Consider the following 23,236-nt stretch of genomic DNA (forward strand, 5'->3'; position numbering starts at 1 on the left):
AAGAAAATTTCATTGACAAAGAATTTTTCCACCTGTATAATATCGATTGTTGCTTAGAGGTGATGAATAATGAAATGGTCCATTATAGAATTGCGACGTTATCAAGAAGAACCATTAAATTTCTCAGAAACAATGGATGTTAATGACTCTTTAAAACAACGCGATTCAGAAATTTTGGCAGTAGCACCTGTAAAGGTTACAGGAATCTTGTCTGTCGGGAAAAAAGAATATATCTTACATTATCGGTTAACGACAACTGTAACTGTTCCGTCTTCCCGTTCGCTTGAACCAGTAGACCTGCCACTTGATCTTTCTGTGGATGAGATATTCATGACAAAAGAGCAATGGTCGGCGCAGGAAGAAGACCGTGAAGAAGAAGTCATTGTGTTAGAGAGTGACACAATCGATCTTACGGATTCTGTCGAAGACAACATACTGCTGGCAATTCCATTGCAAGTATTATCAGATGAAGAGAAAAGTGCTAAAGAATTACCTAAGGGAAATGATTGGCAAGTGGTTTCTGAAGAAGAATACTTCGCGAAAAAGGAACAAGCAGAAGCAATTGATCCTCGTCTTGCAAAATTGTCCGAACTTTTTAACGAAGAGGATAACAAGTAAGATTGGAATAATACGTATCTATTTTAAGATACTTCATTTTACAAGGAGGTGTAACACCAATGGCAGTACCAGCTAGAAGAACTTCAAAAGCAAAAAAAGCAAAACGTCGTACTCATTACAAATTAACCATCAAAGGTTTGAACGAATGTCCAAACTGCGGTGAAATGAAAAAGAGTCATCACGTATGTGCCAACTGCGGCTACTACGATGGAAAAGATGTTATGTCTAAAGAAGAAGCATAATAGCTTTTTTAATGATAGAAAAGCAAAAAACCTCAAGACTAACCATGGAGTCTTGAGGTTTTTTATTTATTACGCACAATTCCTTTTTCATTTTTTGCACCTTAGGCTATAATGTAGAAGATAGCGGAATAATTAGGAGGTATATTATGTCAAACGCACAATTTGGTGTTGTCGGAATGGCGGTTATGGGTAAGAATCTAGCCCTAAATATCGAAAGCCGAGGTTACACTGTTGCCTTGTATAACCGTACGGGCTCAAAAACTCAAGTAGTGGTGGATGAACATCCAGACCGCAACTTTGAAGCAACATTCTCTATTGAGGAATTCGTAAATGCGATTGAGAAACCTCGTCGTATTATGTTAATGGTTAAAGCGGGTCCGGCAACGGATGCCACTATTCAAGAGTTGTTGCCTCATTTAGATAAAGGCGATGTATTAATTGATGGAGGAAATACCTTCTTTAAGGATACAATGCGCAGAAATGAAGAATTGGCTAACTCAGGGATCAACTTTATCGGTACAGGAGTTTCTGGCGGTGAAAAGGGTGCCTTAGAAGGTCCTTCTATGATGCCTGGTGGTCAAAAGGAAGCTTATGACCTAGTAGCCCCAATCTTCGAACAAATTGCTGCTAAGGCTGAAGACGGCGTACCATGTGTAACCTACATTGGCGCAAATGGTGCCGGTCATTACGTTAAAATGGTTCACAATGGTATTGAATACGGAGACATGCAATTAATTGCTGAGTCTTATGACTTAATGAAACAATTGTTAGGTCTGTCTGTTGATGAAATGGCTGATGTTTTTGCCGAATGGAACAAGGGTGAATTAGACAGCTATTTAATTGAAATTACCGCAGACATTTTAACTAGAAAAGACGATGAAGGTACTGATAAACCGGTAGTAGATGTAATTTTAGATGCTGCAGGAAATAAAGGAACCGGAAAATGGACCTCTCAAAGTGCTTTAGATTTGGGTGTGCCGCTTCCGTTGATTACTGAGTCAGTTTTTGCGCGTTTCATTTCAGCTTACAAAGAAGAACGTGTTGAAGCAAGTAAAGTTTTAAGCGGTCCTGCTCCGTATAAATACGATGGCGACAAACAAGAATTAGTTGAAAAAATCCGTGAAGCGTTATATTTCAGTAAGCTTATGAGTTATGCGCAAGGATTTGCACAACTTCGTGCTGCTTCAAAAGAGTATGATTGGGATCTGCCATTTGGTGATATTGCTAAAATCTGGCGTGCTGGATGTATTATTCGTGCCCGATTCTTGCAAAAGATTACAGATGCTTACGAAAAAGATACTGATTTAGCTAACTTAATGCTAGACAGCTATTTCCAAGAGATTGGAAGCAAGTACCAAGCAGCTGTTCGTGAAGTTGTAGGAATTGCTGTTCAAGCAGGTATTCCTGTTCCAACTTTCTCTTCAGCAATTTCTTATTACGATTCTTACCGTGCTGAACGCTTGCCAGCAAACTTAATTCAAGCTCAGCGGGATTACTTTGGTGCCCATACTTATGAACGCACTGATAAAGAGGGTATTTATCACTATAGCTGGTATGACGAAGAATAATTAGACTAAAACTAGGGATTTTTAACTGTTTAATAGTCCCTAGTTTTTTTATTAGGGATTTCATGATAAAATGGCAGTAGCTTCTGAAGGCTTAGACCACTGAAACAAAGGGGTTAAGCAAGAACGATTTGGAAAGGAATAAAAAGAATGAGTAATATTCTAATCATTGAAGATGAAAAAAACTTAGCTCGTTTCGTAGAACTTGAGCTGAAGCATGAAGGTTACGATACAGATGTTCATTATAACGGACGTACCGGGCTTGAAGCAGCTCTAGAGAATGACTGGGATGCTATTTTATTAGACCTGATGCTGCCAGAGCTGAATGGTTTAGAAGTCTGCCGTCGCGTACGACAAGTAAAGAATACACCAATCATTATGATGACTGCGAGAGATTCAGTAATTGATCGGGTTTCTGGCTTAGACCATGGAGCTGACGATTACATTGTCAAACCGTTTGCTATTGAGGAGTTATTGGCTCGTTTGCGAGCTTTATTGCGCCGGATCGATATCGAAGGCGATAAAAATGTTGCTAAACAAACTACCATTACTTATCGTGACCTGACAATTGAAAAAGAGAACCGAGTTGTTCGTCGCGGCAACGACATTATTGAATTAACAAAACGTGAATACGAACTTTTACTGACTTTAATGGAAAATGTAAATGTCGTTTTAGCACGAGATGTTTTATTAAATAAAGTCTGGGGCTACGAAACTGAAGTTGAAACAAATGTAGTCGATGTTTATATCCGTTATCTGCGCAACAAAATCGACGTTAATGGGGAAGACAGCTACATTCAGACTGTTCGTGGAACAGGATATGTAATGAGATCATGAGAAAGCTTTTCAAAAAGCACGGAGAACTGAAGGGGCCTTCACTTACTATTAAGTGGGCCTTTACAAGTTCTTTCTTTATATTCGTCGTATTTACAATCTTTGCAGTGATCACTTATAAATCTTCAGTCAATCTTATTGTTGCTAAAGAAAGAAATAATGTTGAGCAGACAATCTCAGACGTATCGTCACGTTTAGCGAATTCGGATGAAGAGCTTACTTTAGTAAATACATACCGTACGTTAACAGAATCGTCTAATCTCGACAACGCTCTGTATGATCGGAATATGACACTTGAGGGCAATATGTTGCGAATTGACAGCTTTGTAGCTGAATTAGGCCAACCGCAGCTTTCATTAGATATCTATAATTTGGATAAAAAGTTAATTTTTAAAACGCAGGAAGTATATCATCCTTTAGTACAGACAGAGCACAAAAGCCCTACAATCGTTACACTTGATAATCGAAATGGCTTCTTGTCCATTGAACCAATCTACTCTAAGGAAACCCGAGAGAAGATAGGATATGCTCAGGTTTTTTATGAACTTTCTGACTTTTATGAAATGCGAAGCAAATTGTTAATAACTCTGATTGTATTAGAAATTGTTTCTTTAGTACTTAGCAGTTTTTTAGGATTCTTATTATCTTCATACTTCTTAAAGCCTGTTAAAATTTTGCGAGATACAATGGAGATTATTCGTCAGGATCCACAGGCAGATGTACATGTACCTGAAATCACTACAAACGATGAATTGGCAGATTTAGCAATGATTTTTAATGACGTAATTGATCGTATTAGAATGTATATTAAGCAGCAAGAACAATTTGTTGAAGATGTTTCACATGAATTACGTACTCCTGTAGCAGTGATTGAAGGGCATCTCAGCTTGCTTAATCGATGGGGGAAAGATGATCCTGAAATTTTAGAAGAGTCAATTCAAGCCAGTCTTCAAGAAATTGAACGAATGAAGAGCTTAGTACAAGAAATGTTAGATCTATCCCGTGCGGAACAAGTAGATGTATATTATGGAAATGAGACTTCCAATGCAAAAGAAGTAACTTACCAAGTCTTTAACAACTTTAAATTACTATATCCAGAGTTTACATTTACTTTAGATGATGATCTAGAAAACGAGCGTCAGTTAAAAATCTACCGAAATCATTTGGAACAAATCATGATTATCATTATGGACAATGCAGTTAAGTATTCAACGGATCGTAAAGAAGTGCATATATCGATTTCTTCGACTTTGAATGAGTTTGAAATTGCGATTCAAGATTTTGGTGAAGGTATTCCAGATGAAGACATTGATAAAGTGTTCAATCGTTTTTATCGAGTGGATAAGGCACGTGCACGAACAAAAGGAGGAAATGGGTTAGGTTTATCGATAGCTCATAAGCTAATTGAAAGTTACAAAGGTCACATTAGTGTAGAAAGCTCCCTTGGTCAAGGTACGATCTTTAGAATTTTTATACCTATGGTGGAAGAAGAATCAGTCGAACAATAATCGGCTGATTTTTTTATGCAATTATTTTTATGAATAGGCTTCAGTATACTGTTATTTTTGCTTCAAAAATCGAACGTTATTTTAGTATAGGGACATTTTGTTCGCATTAAGAAAAAATGTAGAAGAATTCTATTTTATAGTTGCATTAAATGATGAAAATTGCTATATTATTATTTGTTCCAATGAGATGAAATCTTCTGAAAATATTTTTTCAAAAACTTGTTGACGGATGATTTCACTTATGGTATTTTTATAAAGTCGCTGATAACGATAGATAGTAATCATGTTTTTTTAAAACAAAAAAAGCAAAAAAACTTATTGACTTTTAAACGGCGAAATGATAAGATTTAAGAGTTGCTGATGCAACAAGAAACAGTCGATTTTATCAAGTAGACCTTTGAAAACTGAACGAATAAAACAAACCAAATGTGTAGGGCGCTTCTATTATATAGAAGCAAACAACATAGCAAGCAATTGCTAGCGAATCAATTTTTAAATTGAGCTTAACAGTCGCAAGACTGTTTCAAACACTTTTTATGAGAGTTTGATCCTGGCTCAGGACGAACGCTGGCGGCGTGCCTAATACATGCAAGTCGAACGCTTTTTCTTCCACCGGAGCTTGCTCCACCGGAAGAAAAGGAGTGGCGAACGGGTGAGTAACACGTGGGTAACCTACCCTCGAGCGGGGGATAACACTTGGAAACAGGTGCTAATACCGCATAACAAAGAAAACCGCATGGTTTTCTTTTGAAAGGCGCTTTTGCGTCACTCGAGGATGGACCCGCGGTGCATTAGCTAGTTGGTGAGGTAACGGCTCACCAAGGCAACGATGCATAGCCGACCTGAGAGGGTGATCGGCCACATTGGGACTGAGACACGGCCCAAACTCCTACGGGAGGCAGCAGTAGGGAATCTTCGGCAATGGACGAAAGTCTGACCGAGCAACGCCGCGTGAGTGAAGAAGGTTTTCGGATCGTAAAACTCTGTTGTTAGAGAAGAACAAGGGTGAGAGTAAAAAGTTCACCCCTTGACGGTATCTAACCAGAAAGCCACGGCTAACTACGTGCCAGCAGCCGCGGTAATACGTAGGTGGCAAGCGTTGTCCGGATTTATTGGGCGTAAAGCGAGCGCAGGCGGTTTCTTAAGTCTGATGTGAAAGCCCCCGGCTCAACCGGGGAGGGTCATTGGAAACTGGGAAACTTGAGTGCAGAAGAGGAGAGTGGAATTCCATGTGTAGCGGTGAAATGCGTAGATATATGGAGGAACACCAGTGGCGAAGGCGGCTCTCTGGTCTGTAACTGACGCTGAGGCTCGAAAGCGTGGGGAGCAAACAGGATTAGATACCCTGGTAGTCCACGCCGTAAACGATGAGTGCTAAGTGTTGGAGGGTTTCCGCCCTTCAGTGCTGCAGCTAACGCATTAAGCACTCCGCCTGGGGAGTACGACCGCAAGGTTGAAACTCAAAGGAATTGACGGGGGCCCGCACAAGCGGTGGAGCATGTGGTTTAATTCGAAGCAACGCGAAGAACCTTACCAGGTCTTGACATCCTTTGACCACTCTAGAGATAGAGCTTCCCCTTCGGGGGCAAAGTGACAGGTGGTGCATGGTTGTCGTCAGCTCGTGTCGTGAGATGTTGGGTTAAGTCCCGCAACGAGCGCAACCCTTATTGTTAGTTGCCATCATTTAGTTGGGCACTCTAGCGAGACTGCCGGTGACAAACCGGAGGAAGGTGGGGATGACGTCAAATCATCATGCCCCTTATGACCTGGGCTACACACGTGCTACAATGGGAAGTACAACGAGTCGCGAAGTCGCGAGGCTAAGCTAATCTCTTAAAGCTTCTCTCAGTTCGGATTGTAGGCTGCAACTCGCCTACATGAAGCCGGAATCGCTAGTAATCGCGGATCAGCACGCCGCGGTGAATACGTTCCCGGGCCTTGTACACACCGCCCGTCACACCACGAGAGTTTGTAACACCCGAAGTCGGTGAGGTAACCTTTTGGAGCCAGCCGCCTAAGGTGGGATAGATGATTGGGGTGAAGTCGTAACAAGGTAGCCGTATCGGAAGGTGCGGCTGGATCACCTCCTTTCTAAGGATAAGCTAGGATGCAGCAATGCCAGCCTAGCGTTACGGAAGACTACACAGGCTTGCTTTTATTCGTTCAGTTTTGAGAGGTTTACTTTCAAGAAAATACCCGGGGCCTTAGCTCAGCTGGGAGAGCGCCTGCTTTGCACGCAGGAGGTCAGCGGTTCGATCCCGCTAGGCTCCATTGATGATATTGTTCATCATTCGTTCATTGAAAACTGGATACAGAAAATAAACAAACAAACCGAGAAAAAACACCGCGTTGAATGAGTTTTTAATCGTTCAATTGCTTTTTTTATTGATCGGACTTCTATCGCTAGAAGAGAAGATCAAGAACCAACCGTAAGGTTGATAAGGTTAAGTGAATAAGGGCGCACGGTGGATGCCTTGGCACTAGGAGCCGATGAAGGACGGGACTAACACCGATATGCTTCGGGGAGCTGTAAGTAAGCTTTGATCCGGAGATTTCCGAATGGGGAAACCCAACATCTTTGATAGGATGTTACTTTTCAGTGAATACATAGCTGATTAGAGGTAGACGCAGAGAACTGAAACATCTAAGTACCTGCAGGAAGAGAAAGAAAATTCGATTCCCTGAGTAGCGGCGAGCGAAACGGGAAAAGCCCAAACCAAGATGCTTGCATCTTGGGGTTGTAGGACTCCGATATGGTAGTTTATTCAAATAATCGAAGGACTTGGAAAAGTCTGCGAGAGAGGGTAAAAGCCCCGTAGATGAAATTTGGATAGCACCTAGGAGGATCCTGAGTACGGCGGAACACGAGGAATTCCGTCGGAATCCGGGAGGACCATCTCCCAAGGCTAAATACTCCCTAGTGACCGATAGTGAACCAGTACCGTGAGGGAAAGGTGAAAAGCACCCCGGAAGGGGAGTGAAATAGATCCTGAAACCGTGTGCCTACAACAAGTCAAAGCCCGTTAATGGGTGATGGCGTGCCTTTTGTAGAATGAACCGGCGAGTTACGATTACTTGCGAGGTTAAGTCGAAAAGACGGAGCCGCAGCGAAAGCGAGTCTGAAATGGGCGAATGAGTAAGTGGTCGTAGACCCGAAACCATGTGATCTACCCATGTCCAGGTTGAAGGTGCGGTAAAACGCACTGGAGGACCGAACCCACGTACGTTGAAAAGTGCGGGGATGAGGTGTGGGTAGCGGAGAAATTCCAAACGAACTTGGAGATAGCTGGTTCTCTCCGAAATAGCTTTAGGGCTAGCCTCAGAGTGAGAATGATGGAGGTAGAGCACTGTTTGGACTAGGGGCCCATCTCGGGTTACCGAATTCAGATAAACTCCGAATGCCATTCATTCATCTCTGGGAGTCAGACTGTGAGTGATAAGATCCATAGTCGAAAGGGAAACAGCCCAGACCACCAGCTAAGGTCCCAAAATGTATGTTAAGTGGAAAAGGATGTGGGGTTGCACAGACAACTAGGATGTTGGCTTAGAAGCAGCCACCATTTAAAGAGTGCGTAATAGCTCACTAGTCGAGTGACCCTGCGCCGAAAATGTACCGGGGCTAAACATACTACCGAAGCTGTGGATCGTACCAATGGTACGATGGTAGGAGAGCGTTCTAAGGGCGTTGAAGGTAGATCGTGAGGACTGCTGGAGCGCTTAGAAGTGAGAATGCCGGTATGAGTAGCGAAAGACAGGTGAGAATCCTGTCCACCGTATGACTAAGGTTTCCTGGGGAAGGCTCGTCCGCCCAGGGTTAGTCGGGACCTAAGCCGAGGCCGAAAGGCGTAGGCGATGGATAACAGGTTGATATTCCTGTACCCGTTGTTTTTGTTTGAGCAATGGAGGGACGCAGTAGGCTAAGGAATCAGACGATCGGAAATGTCTGTCCAAGCAATGAGTCTTGAGGTGAGTCAAATGCTTACTTCTTTAAGGACAAGTTGTGACGGGGAGGGAAATAACAGTACCGAAGTTCCTGATGTCACACTGCCAAGAAAAGCTTCTAGTGAGAAAACAACGGCCCGTACCGTAAACCGACACAGGTAGTCGAGGAGAGCATCCTAAGGTGAGCGAGCGAACTCTCGTTAAGGAACTCGGCAAAATGACCCCGTAACTTCGGGAGAAGGGGTGCTGATCTAACGATCAGCCGCAGTGAATAGGCCCAAGCGACTGTTTATCAAAAACACAGGTCTCTGCAAAATCGAAAGATGACGTATAGGGGCTGACGCCTGCCCGGTGCTGGAAGGTTAAGAGGAGTGCTTAGCGTAAGCGAAGGTACGAATTGAAGCCCCAGTAAACGGCGGCCGTAACTATAACGGTCCTAAGGTAGCGAAATTCCTTGTCGGGTAAGTTCCGACCCGCACGAAAGGCGTAACGATTTGGGCACTGTCTCAACGAGAGACTCGGTGAAATTTTAGTACCTGTGAAGATGCAGGTTACCCGCGACAGGACGGAAAGACCCCATGGAGCTTTACTGCAGTTTGATATTGAGTGTCTGTACCACATGTACAGGATAGGTAGGAGCCTTAGACGCCGGGACGCCAGTTTCGGCTGAGGCAATGGTGGGATACTACCCCTGTGTTATGGCCACTCTAACCCACAGCCCTAAACGGGCTGGGAGACAGTGTCAGATGGGCAGTTTGACTGGGGCGGTCGCCTCCTAAAGAGTAACGGAGGCGCCCAAAGGTTCCCTCAGAATGGTTGGAAATCATTCGCAGAGTGTAAAGGCACAAGGGAGCTTGACTGCGAGAGCTACAACTCGAGCAGGGACGAAAGTCGGGCTTAGTGATCCGGTGGTTCCGCATGGAAGGGCCATCGCTCAACGGATAAAAGCTACCCTGGGGATAACAGGCTTATCTCCCCCAAGAGTCCACATCGACGGGGAGGTTTGGCACCTCGATGTCGGCTCGTCGCATCCTGGGGCTGTAGTCGGTCCCAAGGGTTGGGCTGTTCGCCCATTAAAGCGGCACGCGAGCTGGGTTCAGAACGTCGTGAGACAGTTCGGTCCCTATCCGTCGCGGGCGTTGGAAATTTGAGAGGATCTGTCCTTAGTACGAGAGGACCGGGATGGACTTACCGCTGGTGTACCAGTTGTCTCGCCAGAGGCATCGCTGGGTAGCTATGTAGGGAAGGGATAAACGCTGAAAGCATCTAAGTGTGAAGCCCACCTCAAGATGAGATTTCCCATTTCTTTAAGAAAGTAAGATCCCTGAGAGAAGATCAGGTAGATAGGTCAGAAGTGGAAGTGCAGTGATGTATGGAGCGGACTGATACTAATCGATCGAGGACTTAACCAAAAAAACTCGGGAGAGTTTATTTTCTGATCCAGTTTTGAGTGAGCGAAGTTTACTCAAGTAAATAGTGTGGTGGCGATGGCAAGAAGGATACACCTGTTCCCATGCCGAACACAGAAGTTAAGCTTCTTAGCGCCGATTGTAGTGAAGGGTTTCCCTTTGTGAGAGTAGGACGCCGCCACGCGTATTATTATTCCGGCATAGCTCAGTTGGTAGTAGCGCATGACTGTTAATCATGATGTCGTAGGTTCGAGTCCTACTGCCGGAGTTCTCGCAAGAGACAATTAAGGGTGTAGGGCTTTTATGCTCCAGTCTTGGAGAGTTGTCCGAGCGGCCGAAGGAGCATGATTGGAAATCATGTAGGCGGGTAATCCTGTCTCAAGGGTTCGAATCCCTTACTCTCCGTTTCAATCTACTTTTGGCCCGTTGGTCAAGCGGTTAAGACACCGCCCTTTCACGGCGGTAACACGGGTTCGATTCCCGTACGGGTCATTAATTAATTATGGAGGTTTAGCTCAGCTGGGAGAGCATCTGCCTTACAAGCAGAGGGTCAGCGGTTCGAACCCGTTAACCTCCATTCGGTTCCGTGGTGTAGGGGTTAACATGCCTGCCTGTCACGCAGGAGATCGCGGGTTCAAATCCCGTCGGGACCGCCATTTAATTAAATTAATTTAAACTATTCATTATGGCGCGGTAGCTCAGTTGGTAGAGCAACGGATTGAAGCTCCGTGTGTCGGCAGTTCGATTCTGTCCCGCGCCACCATGGAGGAGTAGCGAAGTGGCTAAACGCGACGGACTGTAAATCCGTTCCTTAGGGTTCAGTGGTTCGAATCCACTCTCCTCCATTTCTTTTAGGGGCATAGTTTAAAGGTAGAACAGCGGTCTCCAAAACCGTTAGTGTGGGTTCAATTCCTGCTGCCCCTGTTCTTATTACGGCGATCGTGGCGAAGTGGTTAACGCACCGGATTGTGGCTCCGGCACTCGTGGGTTCGATTCCCATCGTTCGCCCTTTTTATTGGGGTATAGCCAAGCGGTAAGGCAAGGGACTTTGACTCCCTCATGCGTTGGTTCGAATCCAGCTACCCCAGTTACTTAATTTTTAAGTAAAGTGAAATTAAATATGGCGGTATAGCCAAGTGGTAAGGCAGAGGTCTGCAAAACCTTCATCACCGGTTCAAATCCGGTTACCGCCTTAGTACTCATTTATTAACATGCCGGCGTGGCGGAATTGGCAGACGCGCTGGACTCAAAATCCAGTGCCCTCACGGGCGTGCCGGTTCGACCCCGGCCGCCGGTATAAACTAAGATGCGTAATTTCATCTTAGTTTTTTATTTGAATAACGTTATGGCGATCGTGGCGAAGTGGTTAACGCACCGGATTGTGGCTCCGGCACTCGTGGGTTCGATTCCCATCGTTCGCCCTTTTTATTGGGGTATAGCCAAGCGGTAAGGCAAGGGACTTTGACTCCCTCATGCGTTGGTTCGAATCCAGCTACCCCAGTTACTATTTTCTTGAGATTAAGAGCATAAAATAGTATAATAACTAGTACTTAGCACTCATTTATTAACATGCCGGCGTGGCGGAATTGGCAGACGCGCTGGACTCAAAATCCAGTGCCCTCACGGGCGTGCCGGTTCGACCCCGGCCGCCGGTATTAAGACTTATCAGCAGTTTGATTGCTGATAGGTCTTTTTATTTTTCAGCCTATTTTTTTGTGATACTTTATGGAAAATTAATGTTAGATATTTAGATATGTTCCAAGTTTCTATGTGAAAAATCCTCTAGTTATGCCATCAAAACCAAGATCAGTTTATGCTTCATTTGATCGTAGTAGATGGTACTCTTTTACAAACAAAGCTAAAATCTTTGAACTATCATCATCTAAATGTTTTCTCATAATTAGAAGTATTAAACTATGCTATGGTTCAGTTAATTTGGATTTATAAGCACAGCTAACTATCCTCTATTTTTTTTCAAAAAATATTTAAATGTACAAATTTCTGCCAAAGTAACTGTTTCTTCTAAAGTCGCATGTCACAGTATGTTTTTTCGGGAGCTCATGCCATTTCCTTAACGGGAATTAGTACTTCAAAAATTTGATCTTCGGGGTGTTCCGAGGTAGCTTCATCTTGCCAAAGCAGTTCCCAAATATCACCATCAAGCACTAAGTTATTTTTCTTTAAGTAATTTCTAAAATGGTTGTTGAAAATATTAATATGATGAATTTCATCTTTCATAAATCCAGATACATAATAACCAGCCGGACGTGTTACGATCTTCTGAGACTTATAAAGCGGTAAACGTTCATCAGAGATTTTTACTAAAGCGCGGTATGGAGCTACATGGAAATTTTCTTCATAAAAGGCTGCACCATCCACCAAAAAGCCAATTGGATATCCACTGAATAAGTCTTTACTGTCAACAGAAGAATAAAAACGGCCATAAATTTCAACAGAGTCTATACCATCAATACTGTCTATGACATCCGAAATAACAAAAGACTCGGCCTCACGATAACTGTAGGTAATAGATTCTAGATCAAAATTTTTTAAAGTTTCATAACGTTTAATATAGCTGTCTAAAGAAGTACGGATATCTTTGAGAATGACAATCTGTTTATCCACCTTCGATCGTTGACGATAGAATTCTTGAACAGCGTAATCAACATTACGATTATTCAAGAAAGTATGAATTTCTTCTAAAGGCATTCCTATATTTTTAAGAAGTAAGATGACATCTAATTCGAAATATTGATCAATACCGTAATAACGATACCCGTTAACTCCAACTTTTATGGGTTTAAATAGATCGATCTGATCGTAATAAATTAGCGTTCGTCGACTAATGCCTGCATATTTTGCCATTTCACTGACCGAGAGATATTTTTTCATGAGAAACTCCTCTTTTTTCTTGACTGTAACGTTACGTTACAGTTTATTCTATCATTTGAGAAGGAGGAATAGAAGATGAAATTATTTAAAATTTTTTTCAAGGATTATCGAAAGATGTTTTTGGCAACCTTCATCTTAATGATCTTACAAGCTGTGGGAACATTAATGATTCCCTACTATGTTGCTGAAATTATTGATAAAGGTATACTAACTAAGGATCAAGGAGCTATTTGGCGTAATGGAGGCTTAATGTTGGGAGTAGCTGTACTTACTGGAATTGTTTCTATTATTGCTAGTTATTATTCAGCCATTTTAGCCGGACGCTTCGGCTATTTTTTGCGTAAACGCTTAGTTGAGAAGACGCAGTATTTGTCACTGGCAGAAATGGAAGAATTTGGTACTCCAACATTATTAGCTAGGACGACTAGTGATATCACTAATATCCAACAGATTTTGATGATGGTGTTCCAAATGATTATCCCTGCTCCATTGATATGTATTGCATCCATTATGCTGACAGGAGCAATTTCTTGGCGCTTTGTTTGGATACCTACACTATCAATCATTCTATTTTCAATTATTTCTTTAGCTGTTATTAAAAAAGCGATCCCTTTAGCTGATGTTATGCAGCAAAGAATGGATAAGATGATGCAAGTACTACGAGAATTTTATACAGGTGTCCGTGTTATTAGGGCCTTTGATAAAACCAAATTTGAGAAGGAACGCACAGATCAAACATTTGGTACTTATGCTGACGTAATGATTCGTGTAAATAAGTTGTTTGCTATATTAAATCCAACTGTCAATTTGGTGATGGGGCTTGGAATGACGGCTGTTTTGGCTTTCGGTGGAGTTTTAGTTCTACAGGGCAACGTTCCAATCGGGAGTTTAACAGCAATTAGCGAGTATACGATTTTGAGTTTATGGTTCTTAACCATGGCAGCAATGGTCATCGTGATGATTCCTAAAGCTTTAGCATCCTTAGAACGTATCGGAGAGGTAGTGGAAAAAGAAGAAGAAATCAGTGATGGATATAAAGATGACTTTCAATCCCGAGAAAAAGGGCCTGTTGCTGTATTTAATCAGGTGGATTTTGCTTATAGCGGAGCAGAGGAAGCTGTTTTATCTGATATTACCTTTGATATACCGGTAGGAACTACTGCAATCGTCGGAGGAACTGGCTCAGGGAAAAGTACAATCGCCAAGGCGTTATTGCGTTTTAAAGACACTTCGAAAGGTGAAATTCATTTTTTAGGGGATTCGATTAAAAATGTTTCGCAGAATGCTTTAAGAGATCGCATTAGTTATGTTCCACAAAAGGCTTTCTTATTTAGTGGAACTGTTGAAGATAATTTTTTGTTCGGGAATCCAGAAGCAACTACCGAAGAGATCCAACAGGTTGCCAGAATTGCTCAGGCCGAAGAGTTTATTGAGGGACTAGATGGACAGTATCAGGCAACTGTTGCGCAAAAAGGTAATAATTTCTCAGGTGGGCAAAAGCAGCGCCTAAGTATTGCCAGAGCATTGATTAAGCCTGCGGATCTGTATTTCTTTGATGACAGTTTTTCAGCATTGGATTATCAAACAGATACAAAATTACGACATGCATTGAAGACTTTTTTAAAAGATGCTGCTGTAGTAATTGTTGCACAACGTCTTTCTACTATTAAAGACGCCGATCAAATTATTGTTTTAGAAGAAGGAAAAATTGTAGGCAAGGGCACTCACGAAGAGTTGCTGACAACCTGCCGGGTTTACCAAGAGTTTGCCAAATCTCAAGGAATGGGGGAGGAAAAGTATGAGCATGAAGCAAGTTGATGAAACTGTAGATACAGAAGTGCCAAAAGATATGAAAAAAACTGGCCTTCGTTTGTTTAAACTACTAGCGATTCAAAAAGGACGTTTCTTGATTATCATTACTTCTGCAATTTGTTTTGCTGCTTTAATGGGAGTCACTCCTTTAATCTTGGGCTGGGGTTTAGACGCAATTATTGCGCTATTCCAAAATAATCAATTTTCATTAAATAGTTTAGTGGCGGCTTTAAGACAACCGGTTCTTTTCCTTTTCCTGACTTGGATAGGTGTAGCACTGTTTTCATTATTGCAGGAATATACAATGGCTAGTGTTGCTGAGACATTGACTCTAAGGTTAAGAAGAACACTAACTGAAAAATTGAACCGATTACCAATGAACTTTTTTGACCAATACAAGACTGGTGATATCTTAACTAGAGCTACTTTAGATTTAGACAAAGTTTCTGAAGTCTTACAAGTTGGTTTAATGCAACTGATTTCGGCAGTTCTTTCGATCTTAATTGGTTTATGTTTGATGATTTATTTGAGTCCGTTGCTGACTATTGGTATTGTCGTGATTCTCCTAATTAGTTTATTTCTGACTAATTATTTGGCTAATAAGAATCAAGAATACTTTTCGCAAAACCAAGTTGCTTTAGGAGCTGTAGGAACTAAGGCTGAAGAAGATTATTCAGGTAATTTAGTAATTAAGGCCTATAATCGTCAAAAAAAAACGATGAAAGAATTAGACGAATTAAACGAAGCGCAATTCCAAGCCTTTAAAAAGGCTCAGTTTGTCAGCTTCGCTATTAATCCGTTGATCCGATTAGTCAATCAACTAGGCTTTGTTACGAGCGCTGTTGTCGGTGGGATTATGGTGATTAATGGTCAGATGTCAATTGGTTTAGTTCAAGCGTATTTACAATATGTTAATCAAGTCTCTGAGCCTATTACGCAAGTCTCATATGTGATCAATAGTTTGCAAAGTGCTTTTGCAGCGCTAGAACGAATTTTCGAGATTTTGGATCAGAAAGAAGAAAGCGAAGAACCATTGTCTTTATCTGTACCAGAAAAAGTTATTGGGGAGGTTACATTTAAGCACGTAGCTTTTGGCTATCAGCCAGAGCATTTGTTGATGGAAGATGTTAATTTTAGAGTTAAACCTAAGCAAATGGTAGCAATCGTTGGACCAACCGGGGCTGGAAAAACTACGATGATCAATTTATTAATGCGTTTTTACGATTTAAATCGTGGGAAGATTGAAATTGATGGCAAGAATGTTAATCACTTTTCACGTGCAGCTATTCGTCGCAAGTTTGGTATGGTGCTGCAGGATACTTGGATGTTTGAAGGAACAGTAGCAGAAAATATTGCTTATGGTAATCCAGAAGCTACTCGTCAAGAGGTAATTCAGGCAGCGAGAGCCGCACAATGTCACCATTTTATTCGTACATTGCCAAATGGTTACGACACAATTATTTCTTCTGAGGATGGGCAAATCTCTCAAGGACAACAACAGTTGCTGACGATTGCTCGTGCTATCTTAGCTGATCCGCAAATCTTAATTCTCGATGAAGCAACTTCAAGTGTGGACACCAGAACAGAAGAAATGATTCAACAAGCAATGGGTCGGTTGACTAGTGAGCGGACAAGCTTTGTAATTGCTCATCGTTTATCAACGATTAAAAATGCTGATTTGATTCTAGTCATGAAGAATGGATCAATTATTGAGCAAGGTAGTCATGATAGCTTGATGGAAAAAGATGATTTTTATGCGAATCTTTACAATAGCCAATTCGCTCAATCGTAAGACAAAAGCTCGACAGTTGTTGGGCTTTTTCTTATGCCAAAATCTCAAAGAAAGATTTGTCAAAAAGCTTCTTTTCGTTTACGAAATGAAAAAAATCATCCCGTTTTACGCAAGTGTAAAAAATATTCTGAAAACTCATTGACTTTTAATTTTGTTAGCGGTATAGTTAATGAAATTAATGAGAAAATCATTAGATAAACTTAATGATAAGGAGCCGTTTTTTATGCGCAAATACACTCAAATGAATCAAATCGTCTTATTAATTATTGAGTACAGGACTTAGAACGCCGGAGGAATGTTTATCCGAATGTTTGAGTCCTATTTGCGTTAAGGAATGGGATTCTTGCAAAAGCATCCCACTTTATTGTTGGGATGCTTTTTTAAATTGAATGGGAGATGAAACATATGAGAAGTGATCAAATAAAAAAAGGAATTGATGCAGCACCGGCCCGTAGTTTACTTTATGCTACTGGACAAGTCAAGAATATTGAAGATATGAATAAACCATTTATAGCAATATGTAATTCCTATATTGATATTGTGCCCGGTCATGTGCACCTGAGAGAACTGGCTGATGTCGCTAAAGAAGCGATTCGTGAAGCGGGTGGCATTCCGTTTGAGTTTAATACAATTGGTGTAGATGATGGTATAGCGATGGGACACATTGGTATGCGCTATTCTTTACCAAGTCGGGAGCTGATTGCCGATTCTGCTGAAACAGTAATCAATGCTCATTGGTTTGACGGTGTCTTCTACATTCCTAACTGTGACAAGATTACACCAGGAATGATAATGGCTGCTATGCGTACCAACGTTCCTGCAATTTTCTGTTCCGGAGGTCCTATGAAAGCAGGAATCGATCCAACTGGTCACCAAACGACATTGTCTTCCATGTTTGAAGCCGTAGGTGCCTTTAAGGAAGGTCAAATGTCAGAAGCAGATTTTACTTTCATGGAACAAAATGCTTGTCCTACTTGCGGTTCATGTGCCGGAATGTTTACTGCTAACTCGATGAATTGCCTGCTTGAGATGTTAGGCTTGGCCCTTCCTGGTAACGGAACTATCTTAGCAGTATCTGATGAAAGACGGGAATTAGTGAAAAAATCAGCAGTTCAATTGATGGAATTGGTTAAAAAGCAAATTAAACCACGAGATATTGTGACGAAAGAAGCAATTGATGATGCTTTTGCATTAGACATGGCAATGGGAGGTTCAACCAATACAGTATTGCATACATTGGCAATTGCTAACGAAGCTGAGATTGACTATAACCAAGAAGATATTAACGAGATAGCTAAAAGAGTTCCTTATTTATCTAAAATTGCACCATCTTCAGCATATTCTATGCATGATGTACATGAAGCAGGAGGTGTTCCAGCAATTATCAACGAGTTAGTTTCAATTGACGGAGCAATCCATCCAGATCGTATAACAGTCACAGGAGAAACATTAAGAGAAAGTGTTAAAGATTGGACGATCAAAAATGAAGAAGTTATTCATCCTAAGGAAAATCCTTATAGTCCAGTAGGCGGTTTGTCCATTCTGTACGGTAATATTGCTCCTGAAGGAAGTGTTATTAAAGTCGGTGGTGTTGATCCAAGCATCAAGGTCTTTGAAGGAAAAGCAATTTGTTTCAGTTCTCATGATGAAGCAGTTGAAGCAATTGATAACCACACTGTTGGTAAAGGCCATGTAGTAGTAATTCGTTATGAAGGACCAAAAGGTGGCCCAGGAATGCCGGAAATGCTGGCACCAACCTCAAGTATTGTTGGACGAGGTTTAGGAAAAGATGTTGCTTTAATCACGGATGGGCGTTTCTCAGGAGCTACTCGAGGAATTGCGGTAGGACATGTATCACCAGAAGCAGCAGCAGGTGGACCTTTAGCCTTCGTACAAGATGGGGATACGATTACTATTGATCTCACTAATCGTACATTAAATGCAGATATTTCTGAAGAGGAAATGATGAAACGCAAGGATCAATTGCCTAAGTTCAAATCAAAAGTGAAAAAAGGATGGTTGGCACGTTATTCAGCACTTGTTACTTCGGCTCATACCGGTGGAGTTATGAAATTACCAGAAGAATAGGAGGAATCGTTATGGAAAAAGTAGAGACTCAAACACAGCAACGGCAAAAGATGTCAGGGGCTCACTTGCTCTTAGATTGTTTGCATAAGCAAGGCGTAGAAATTATTTTTGGCTACCCTGGAGGATCCGTATTGCCTCTATACGATGCTCTTTATGATGAAACAACGATTCCCAATATCTTGACTCGTCATGAACAAGGCGCGGTCCATGCGGCTGAAGGATATGCCAAAGCGACAGGAAAGCCAGGTGTCGTAATTGTAACTAGTGGTCCAGGAGCTACGAATGCAGTAACTGGAATTGCTGATGCCATGGGAGATTCAGTTCCTCTCGTAGTTATTACTGGACAGGTAACAACCCCTGGGATTGGAAAAGATGCTTTTCAGGAAGCGGATGTTTTAGGAATTACTTTACCAATTACTAAGAACAACTACCAGGTTCGTGATATTGAAGAATTGCCCAAAATTGTTCATGAGGCATTCCATATAGCTACCACTGGCAGAAAAGGTCCAGTTGTTATTGATTTGCCGAAGGATATGACGGTTCTAGAGGCCTATGCAGAATGTGACAATGTTGTCCATTTAGAAAGTTACCAGCCCAATACGGTTCCTTCAAAAATTCAAATTGATCGATTGATGAAGCAGCTTTCAAAGGCTAAAAAGCCGATTGTATTAATAGGTGGAGGAGTCGCCGCGGCGGAAGGCAGTGAAGAACTCCGTAAGCTAATTGATTATTACCAAGTACCAGTAGTTTCCAGTTTGTTAGGGCTGGGTGTGTTTCCTAATAGCCATGAACTATTTTTGGGAATGGGTGGTATGCATGGTACGTACGCTGCAAATATGGCCATGATGGAATCAGACTTTCTACTGAGCATTGGTTGTCGTTTTGATGATCGGTTGGCATGTAACCCCGAAGCTTTTGCAAAAGAGGCAGTGATTGCACACATTGATATTGATCCAGTAGAAATTGGAAAAATCATGCCTACCGATATTCCAATTGTAGCGGATGCAAAAATTGCGTTGCAGCAAATGCTGGAAAAGAAGGTAGATAAACCTGACTGCAGTGAGTGGTTGGAACTTTGCCATGAGCGGAAAGAACAATATCCGTTGCACTATAAGGATAGCTCTGAGGTCATCAAACCACAAAAAGTAATTGAAATTGTAGCTGATATTACTGAAGGGGATGCTTATGTAGTTACAGATGTAGGACAGCATCAAATGTGGGTTGCGCAATTTTATCCATTCAGTTTTCCTAACCAGTTAATTACTAGTGGCGGATTAGGAACTATGGGTTACGGTATACCGGCTGGAATTGGTGCGAAGTTTGGTGAAAGGGATCGTTCAGTAGTTGTATTTGTTGGAGATGGCGGATTCCAAATGACGAATCAAGAATTAGCGATTTTAAATATTTACGACTTAGATATCAAATTTGTTTTGATGAACAATCACTCGTTAGGAATGGTTCGCCAGTGGCAAGAAAAATTCTTCAATGAACGACGATCTCAATCGGTTCTGGATGTACAGCCTGACTTCATGAAAATGGCGGAAGCATATGGAATTAACGGGGTTAAGATCACTGATCCGTTAACTTTGGATAAGCAGTTGCGAGATGCATTTGCTACAAAAGGTTCACTGCTGATTGAAGTAGTGGTTGATAATCGCGAGCATGTCCTTCCTATGATTCCTGCCGGACAACCAAACGATAAAATGTTGGGGGTGGAATAGAATGCGAAGAATGATTACAGCAAAAGTTCACAACCAATCAGGAACACTAAGTCGAATTACGAGTATTTTAAATCGTCGACAAGTAAATATTGAAAATATTTCAGTTGGTACAACCGAAGTAGAGGGAATTTCGCGTCTAACTATGATTATTCAGGCGGATACACTTGCTGAAGTAGAGCAAGTAACGAAACAGCTTAACAAACAAATTGCGGTAATCAAAGTTTCAGATATTACTGATGAACCGCATTTAGAACGAGAGTTGGCTTTGGTTAAAGTTAATGCGCCAGCCCCGATTCGTTCTGAAATTCAAGCAATGATTGATCCGTTTCGTGCTGATATTGTCGATGTTTCGCTAAAATCTATAGTAGTCCAGGTTGCTGGATCGACCGATAAAGTGAATGCATGTATTGATGTTTTAAAGCCATATGGAATTAAACAAATGGCTCGTACCGGAGTTACCGGATTTACCAGAGGTTAATCGCAAATTTTGCTTTTAATAGATAGTTGAAAAACGGAGGAGAATAAATTTATGGTTAAAGTTTATTATGATGATGCAGTAGCAAAAGACGTATTAGAAGGAAAAACAATTACAATTATTGGTTATGGTTCTCAAGGCCATGCCCATGCTCAAAATTTACGTGATACAGGTCATGAAGTAATTATTGGAGCTCGCGAAGGGAAATCAGCCGATGCAGCCCGGGAAGATGGTTTTGAAGTATTACCAGTGAGTGAAGCAACCAAAAAAGCTGAAGTAGTAATGATTTTGGCACCGGATGAAATTCAAGGTTCTTTATATGAAAATGAAATAAAACCTAACTTAGAAGCTGGTAATGCTTTAGCGTTTGCTCATGGATTTAACATTCATTTTGATGTTATCAAACCACCAAAGGATGTTGACGTATTCTTGGTAGCTCCAAAAGGACCCGGTCACTTGGTTCGTCGTACCTTCACTGAAGGATTTGCTGTGCCAGCTTTATTCGCTGTTTATCAAGACGCAACAGGAGCTGCTCAAGAAGTTGCATTATCTTACGCAAAAGGTATTGGTGCGACAAGAGTGGGTGTTTTGGAAACGACCTTTAAAGAAGAAACTGAAACTGATTTGTTTGGTGAACAAGCAGTATTATGTGGCGGCTTAACAAGCATGATCGAAGCGGGCTTTGAAACGTTAGTTGAAGCAGGGTACCAACCAGAATTGGCTTACTTTGAGGTTTGTCATGAAATGAAATTAATCATTGACTTGATTTATGAAGGTGGATTCGCGAAAATGCGTGATTCTATCTCTAACACTGCTGAGTATGGTGACTATGTATCAGGACCTCGTGTAATCACTGAACAAGCAAAAGCAAATATGAAAGAAGTTCTGACAGATATCCAAAATGGTAACTTTGCGAACGGATTTATTGAAGACAACAAAAAAGGCTTCCCTGAATTCAAGAAAATGCGTGAAGAAAATGCTGGACACCAAATTGAAAAAGTTGGTGCTGAATTACGTAAAATGATGCCATTTGTTTCTCGTAAAGACTAATTAGACAAGGAGTGTGGAAGATGGAAATCGTCAAAGATAGTGATGTGCGAACTGCCTATCAGCTGTTGAAAAACGCAGTCACACATACCCCGCTCCAATATGATCGTTATCTATCAGAAAAGTATCAGGCCAATGTTCTGTTTAAACGAGAAGACCTGCAAAAGGTGCGCTCGTTTAAACTAAGGGGTGCTTACTATGCAATTAAAAAGTTATCAACAGCTCAATTGCAAAAAGGGGTTGTTTGTGCCAGTGCGGGAAATCATGCGCAGGGTGTTGCATATACCTGTCATGAGTTAAATACTCAAGCAGCGATTTTTATGCCTAGCACAACTCCTCAGCAAAAAGTGTCTCAAGTTCAATTTTTTGGTGGAGATAACGCCAAAATTTTTTTAGTAGGGGATACGTTTGATGCATCTGCAACAGCAGCAAAGAAGTATTGCGAAGAAAATGGAATGACATTTATTGATCCTTTTAATGATCCTAATATCATTGCTGGTCAGGGAACCTTGGCTTTGGAAATGATGACTGATGCTGAACGAGAGGGATTCAAGCCAGATTATATCTTAGCAGCTATTGGAGGCGGGGGATTGATTAGTGGAGTTTCTTCCTATGTAAAAAACACTTCGCCGACAACTAAAGTAATTGGTGTTGAACCGGCAGGGGCTCCTTCAATGCAAGCGGCTTTTGATAATGAAGGACCGATTGAACTAGACGAAATCGATAAATTTGTTGATGGCGCTGCAGTTAAAAGGGTCGGAGAGATTACCTATGTCCATGCTAACAAATACGTTGACAATTTAGTAACAGTAGATGAAGGTTTAGTATGTTCAACAATTCTAGAAATGTATGGCAAACAAGCGATTGTTGCTGAACCGGCAGGTGCTTTGAGTGTAGCAGCTTTGGAGCCGTTGAAGGATGAGATCAAAGGGAAAACGGTCATATGCATCATCAGCGGCGGGAATAATGATATTAATCGTATGGCAGAAATTGAAGAACGTTCATTAATGTATGAAGGCTTAAAACATTATTTTGTAGTAAGCTTCCCACAACGTCCAGGGGCATTGAAGGAATTTGTTACCGAGGTTCTGGGACCAGATGACGATATTACTAGATTTGAATATACGAAGAAAATTAATCGAGGTGCTGGACCAGTTATCTTAGGGATTTTACTTAAACGTAAAGAGGATTTGCCTGCTCTGCTAAAAAATATTAAACAATTTGATCCTAACTACATTGATTTAAGTGAGAATCAAACATTATATGGATTATTAGTCTAAAAAAAGGTTTA

At 41.5% G+C, this 23,236-nt stretch carries 13 protein-coding genes, 16 tRNA genes and 3 rRNA genes; 31 read left to right on the plus strand and 1 reads right to left on the minus strand.

The features are described from left to right. The first annotated feature begins 69 nt into the window (after positions 1 to 69). The 24 genes from IGI49_RS03115 to IGI49_RS03230 all read left to right on the plus strand — a co-directional run bounded on the left by IGI49_RS03115 (position 70) and on the right by IGI49_RS03230 (position 11,773). Positions 70 to 618, plus strand: a complete 549-nt coding sequence (locus IGI49_RS03115; RefSeq protein ID WP_429963322.1) for a YceD family protein — start codon at positions 70 to 72, stop codon at positions 616 to 618. 59 nt (positions 619 to 677) lie between these two features. Next, entirely contained in the window at positions 678 to 860 is a 183-nt protein-coding gene (rpmF, locus tag IGI49_RS03120; RefSeq protein WP_207702966.1) for a 50S ribosomal protein L32, read from the plus strand. Between the two features lie 146 nt (positions 861 to 1,006). Continuing rightward, on the plus strand, positions 1,007 to 2,428 hold the full coding sequence (gene gndA, locus IGI49_RS03125) for an NADP-dependent phosphogluconate dehydrogenase (RefSeq protein WP_429963323.1): 1,422 nt from the start codon (positions 1,007 to 1,009) through the stop codon (positions 2,426 to 2,428). A gap of 147 nt (positions 2,429 to 2,575) precedes the next feature. Further along, complete coding sequence (locus tag IGI49_RS03130; protein ID WP_010756141.1) at positions 2,576 to 3,262, plus strand: response regulator transcription factor; 687 nt, start codon at positions 2,576 to 2,578, stop codon at positions 3,260 to 3,262. After that, positions 3,259 to 4,767 carry a HAMP domain-containing sensor histidine kinase gene (locus IGI49_RS03135; protein WP_207702964.1) on the plus strand — a complete coding sequence of 503 codons (1,509 nt, stop codon included), beginning with the start codon at positions 3,259 to 3,261 and terminating at the stop codon, positions 4,765 to 4,767. Before IGI49_RS03130 ends, IGI49_RS03135 begins: the two co-directional genes overlap by 4 nt. A gap of 532 nt (positions 4,768 to 5,299) precedes the next feature. After that, positions 5,300 to 6,858, plus strand: a 16S ribosomal RNA gene (locus IGI49_RS03140). A gap of 107 nt (positions 6,859 to 6,965) precedes the next feature. After that, positions 6,966 to 7,038, plus strand: a tRNA-Ala gene (locus IGI49_RS03145). Positions 7,039 to 7,209: 171 nt separating this feature from the next. Then, a 23S ribosomal RNA gene (locus IGI49_RS03150) occupies positions 7,210 to 10,121 on the plus strand. Between the two features lie 65 nt (positions 10,122 to 10,186). Continuing rightward, positions 10,187 to 10,302, plus strand: a 5S ribosomal RNA gene (gene rrf, locus IGI49_RS03155). Together the 16S, 23S and 5S rRNA genes with 16 tRNA genes alongside form the textbook arrangement of a ribosomal RNA operon. A gap of 10 nt (positions 10,303 to 10,312) precedes the next feature. Continuing rightward, positions 10,313 to 10,386 (plus strand) — tRNA-Asn (locus IGI49_RS03160). Between the two features lie 48 nt (positions 10,387 to 10,434). Continuing rightward, a tRNA-Ser gene (locus IGI49_RS03165) sits at positions 10,435 to 10,523 on the plus strand. Positions 10,524 to 10,538: 15 nt separating this feature from the next. After that, positions 10,539 to 10,610, plus strand: a tRNA-Glu gene (locus IGI49_RS03170). A 12-nt stretch (positions 10,611 to 10,622) separates the two neighbouring features. Next, positions 10,623 to 10,695 (plus strand) — tRNA-Val (locus IGI49_RS03175). A 3-nt stretch (positions 10,696 to 10,698) separates the two neighbouring features. Continuing rightward, positions 10,699 to 10,774, plus strand: a tRNA-Asp gene (locus tag IGI49_RS03180). A 31-nt stretch (positions 10,775 to 10,805) separates the two neighbouring features. Continuing rightward, positions 10,806 to 10,881, plus strand: a tRNA-Phe gene (locus tag IGI49_RS03185). A 1-nt stretch (position 10,882) separates the two neighbouring features. Continuing rightward, positions 10,883 to 10,963, plus strand: a tRNA-Tyr gene (locus tag IGI49_RS03190). Positions 10,964 to 10,971: 8 nt separating this feature from the next. Then, positions 10,972 to 11,042 (plus strand) — tRNA-Trp (locus IGI49_RS03195). Positions 11,043 to 11,053: 11 nt separating this feature from the next. Continuing rightward, positions 11,054 to 11,126 (plus strand) — tRNA-His (locus tag IGI49_RS03200). A gap of 8 nt (positions 11,127 to 11,134) precedes the next feature. Then, positions 11,135 to 11,206: transfer RNA gene (locus IGI49_RS03205), tRNA-Gln, on the plus strand. Between the two features lie 34 nt (positions 11,207 to 11,240). Next, a tRNA-Cys gene (locus tag IGI49_RS03210) sits at positions 11,241 to 11,311 on the plus strand. Positions 11,312 to 11,331: 20 nt separating this feature from the next. Further along, positions 11,332 to 11,415, plus strand: a tRNA-Leu gene (locus tag IGI49_RS03215). A 51-nt stretch (positions 11,416 to 11,466) separates the two neighbouring features. After that, positions 11,467 to 11,539 (plus strand) — tRNA-His (locus IGI49_RS03220). Positions 11,540 to 11,547: 8 nt separating this feature from the next. After that, a tRNA-Gln gene (locus tag IGI49_RS03225) sits at positions 11,548 to 11,619 on the plus strand. Positions 11,620 to 11,689: 70 nt separating this feature from the next. Next, positions 11,690 to 11,773: transfer RNA gene (locus IGI49_RS03230), tRNA-Leu, on the plus strand. Positions 11,774 to 12,176: 403 nt separating this feature from the next. Here IGI49_RS03230 and IGI49_RS03235 read toward each other — a convergent pair. Further along, positions 12,177 to 13,010: a MerR family transcriptional regulator gene (locus IGI49_RS03235; protein WP_429963324.1), complete on the minus strand. Its 834-nt coding sequence runs from the start codon at positions 13,008 to 13,010 to the stop codon at positions 12,177 to 12,179. Between the two features lie 75 nt (positions 13,011 to 13,085). Here IGI49_RS03235 and IGI49_RS03240 point away from each other — a divergent pair, with 75 nt between their 5' ends. The 7 genes from IGI49_RS03240 (at position 13,086) to ilvA (ending at position 23,225) form a co-directional block, all read left to right on the plus strand. After that, entirely contained in the window at positions 13,086 to 14,828 is a 1,743-nt protein-coding gene (locus tag IGI49_RS03240) for an ABC transporter ATP-binding protein (RefSeq protein WP_429963325.1), read from the plus strand. Beyond that, positions 14,809 to 16,614 (plus strand): ABC transporter ATP-binding protein, encoded by a 1,806-nt coding sequence (locus IGI49_RS03245; protein WP_429963326.1) that lies wholly within the window; start codon positions 14,809 to 14,811, stop codon positions 16,612 to 16,614. The genes IGI49_RS03240 and IGI49_RS03245 overlap by 20 nt, the downstream gene beginning before the upstream one ends. Positions 16,615 to 17,019: 405 nt before the next feature. Continuing rightward, on the plus strand, positions 17,020 to 18,702 hold the full coding sequence (ilvD, locus tag IGI49_RS03250) for a dihydroxy-acid dehydratase (RefSeq protein WP_207701647.1): 1,683 nt from the start codon (positions 17,020 to 17,022) through the stop codon (positions 18,700 to 18,702). Positions 18,703 to 18,713: 11 nt separating this feature from the next. Continuing rightward, entirely contained in the window at positions 18,714 to 20,423 is a 1,710-nt protein-coding gene (ilvB, locus tag IGI49_RS03255; protein ID WP_429963327.1) for a biosynthetic-type acetolactate synthase large subunit, read from the plus strand. A gap of 1 nt (position 20,424) precedes the next feature. After that, positions 20,425 to 20,901, plus strand: coding sequence for an acetolactate synthase small subunit (gene ilvN, locus IGI49_RS03260; RefSeq protein ID WP_034694235.1), 477 nt, complete (start codon positions 20,425 to 20,427; stop codon positions 20,899 to 20,901). 51 nt (positions 20,902 to 20,952) lie between these two features. After that, the gene (gene ilvC, locus IGI49_RS03265; protein WP_207701645.1) at positions 20,953 to 21,948 is read left to right on the plus strand and encodes a ketol-acid reductoisomerase; all 996 of its coding nucleotides are present in this window, start codon (positions 20,953 to 20,955) and stop codon (positions 21,946 to 21,948) included. 20 nt (positions 21,949 to 21,968) lie between these two features. After that, positions 21,969 to 23,225 (plus strand): threonine ammonia-lyase IlvA, encoded by a 1,257-nt coding sequence (ilvA, locus tag IGI49_RS03270; RefSeq protein ID WP_207701644.1) that lies wholly within the window; start codon positions 21,969 to 21,971, stop codon positions 23,223 to 23,225. Positions 23,226 to 23,236: the final 11 nt, after the last annotated feature.

The organism is Enterococcus sp. AZ071 (assembly GCF_050499065.1).
GTDB classification, from domain to species: Bacteria; Bacillota; Bacilli; order Lactobacillales; family Enterococcaceae; genus Enterococcus_A; species Enterococcus_A ferrettii.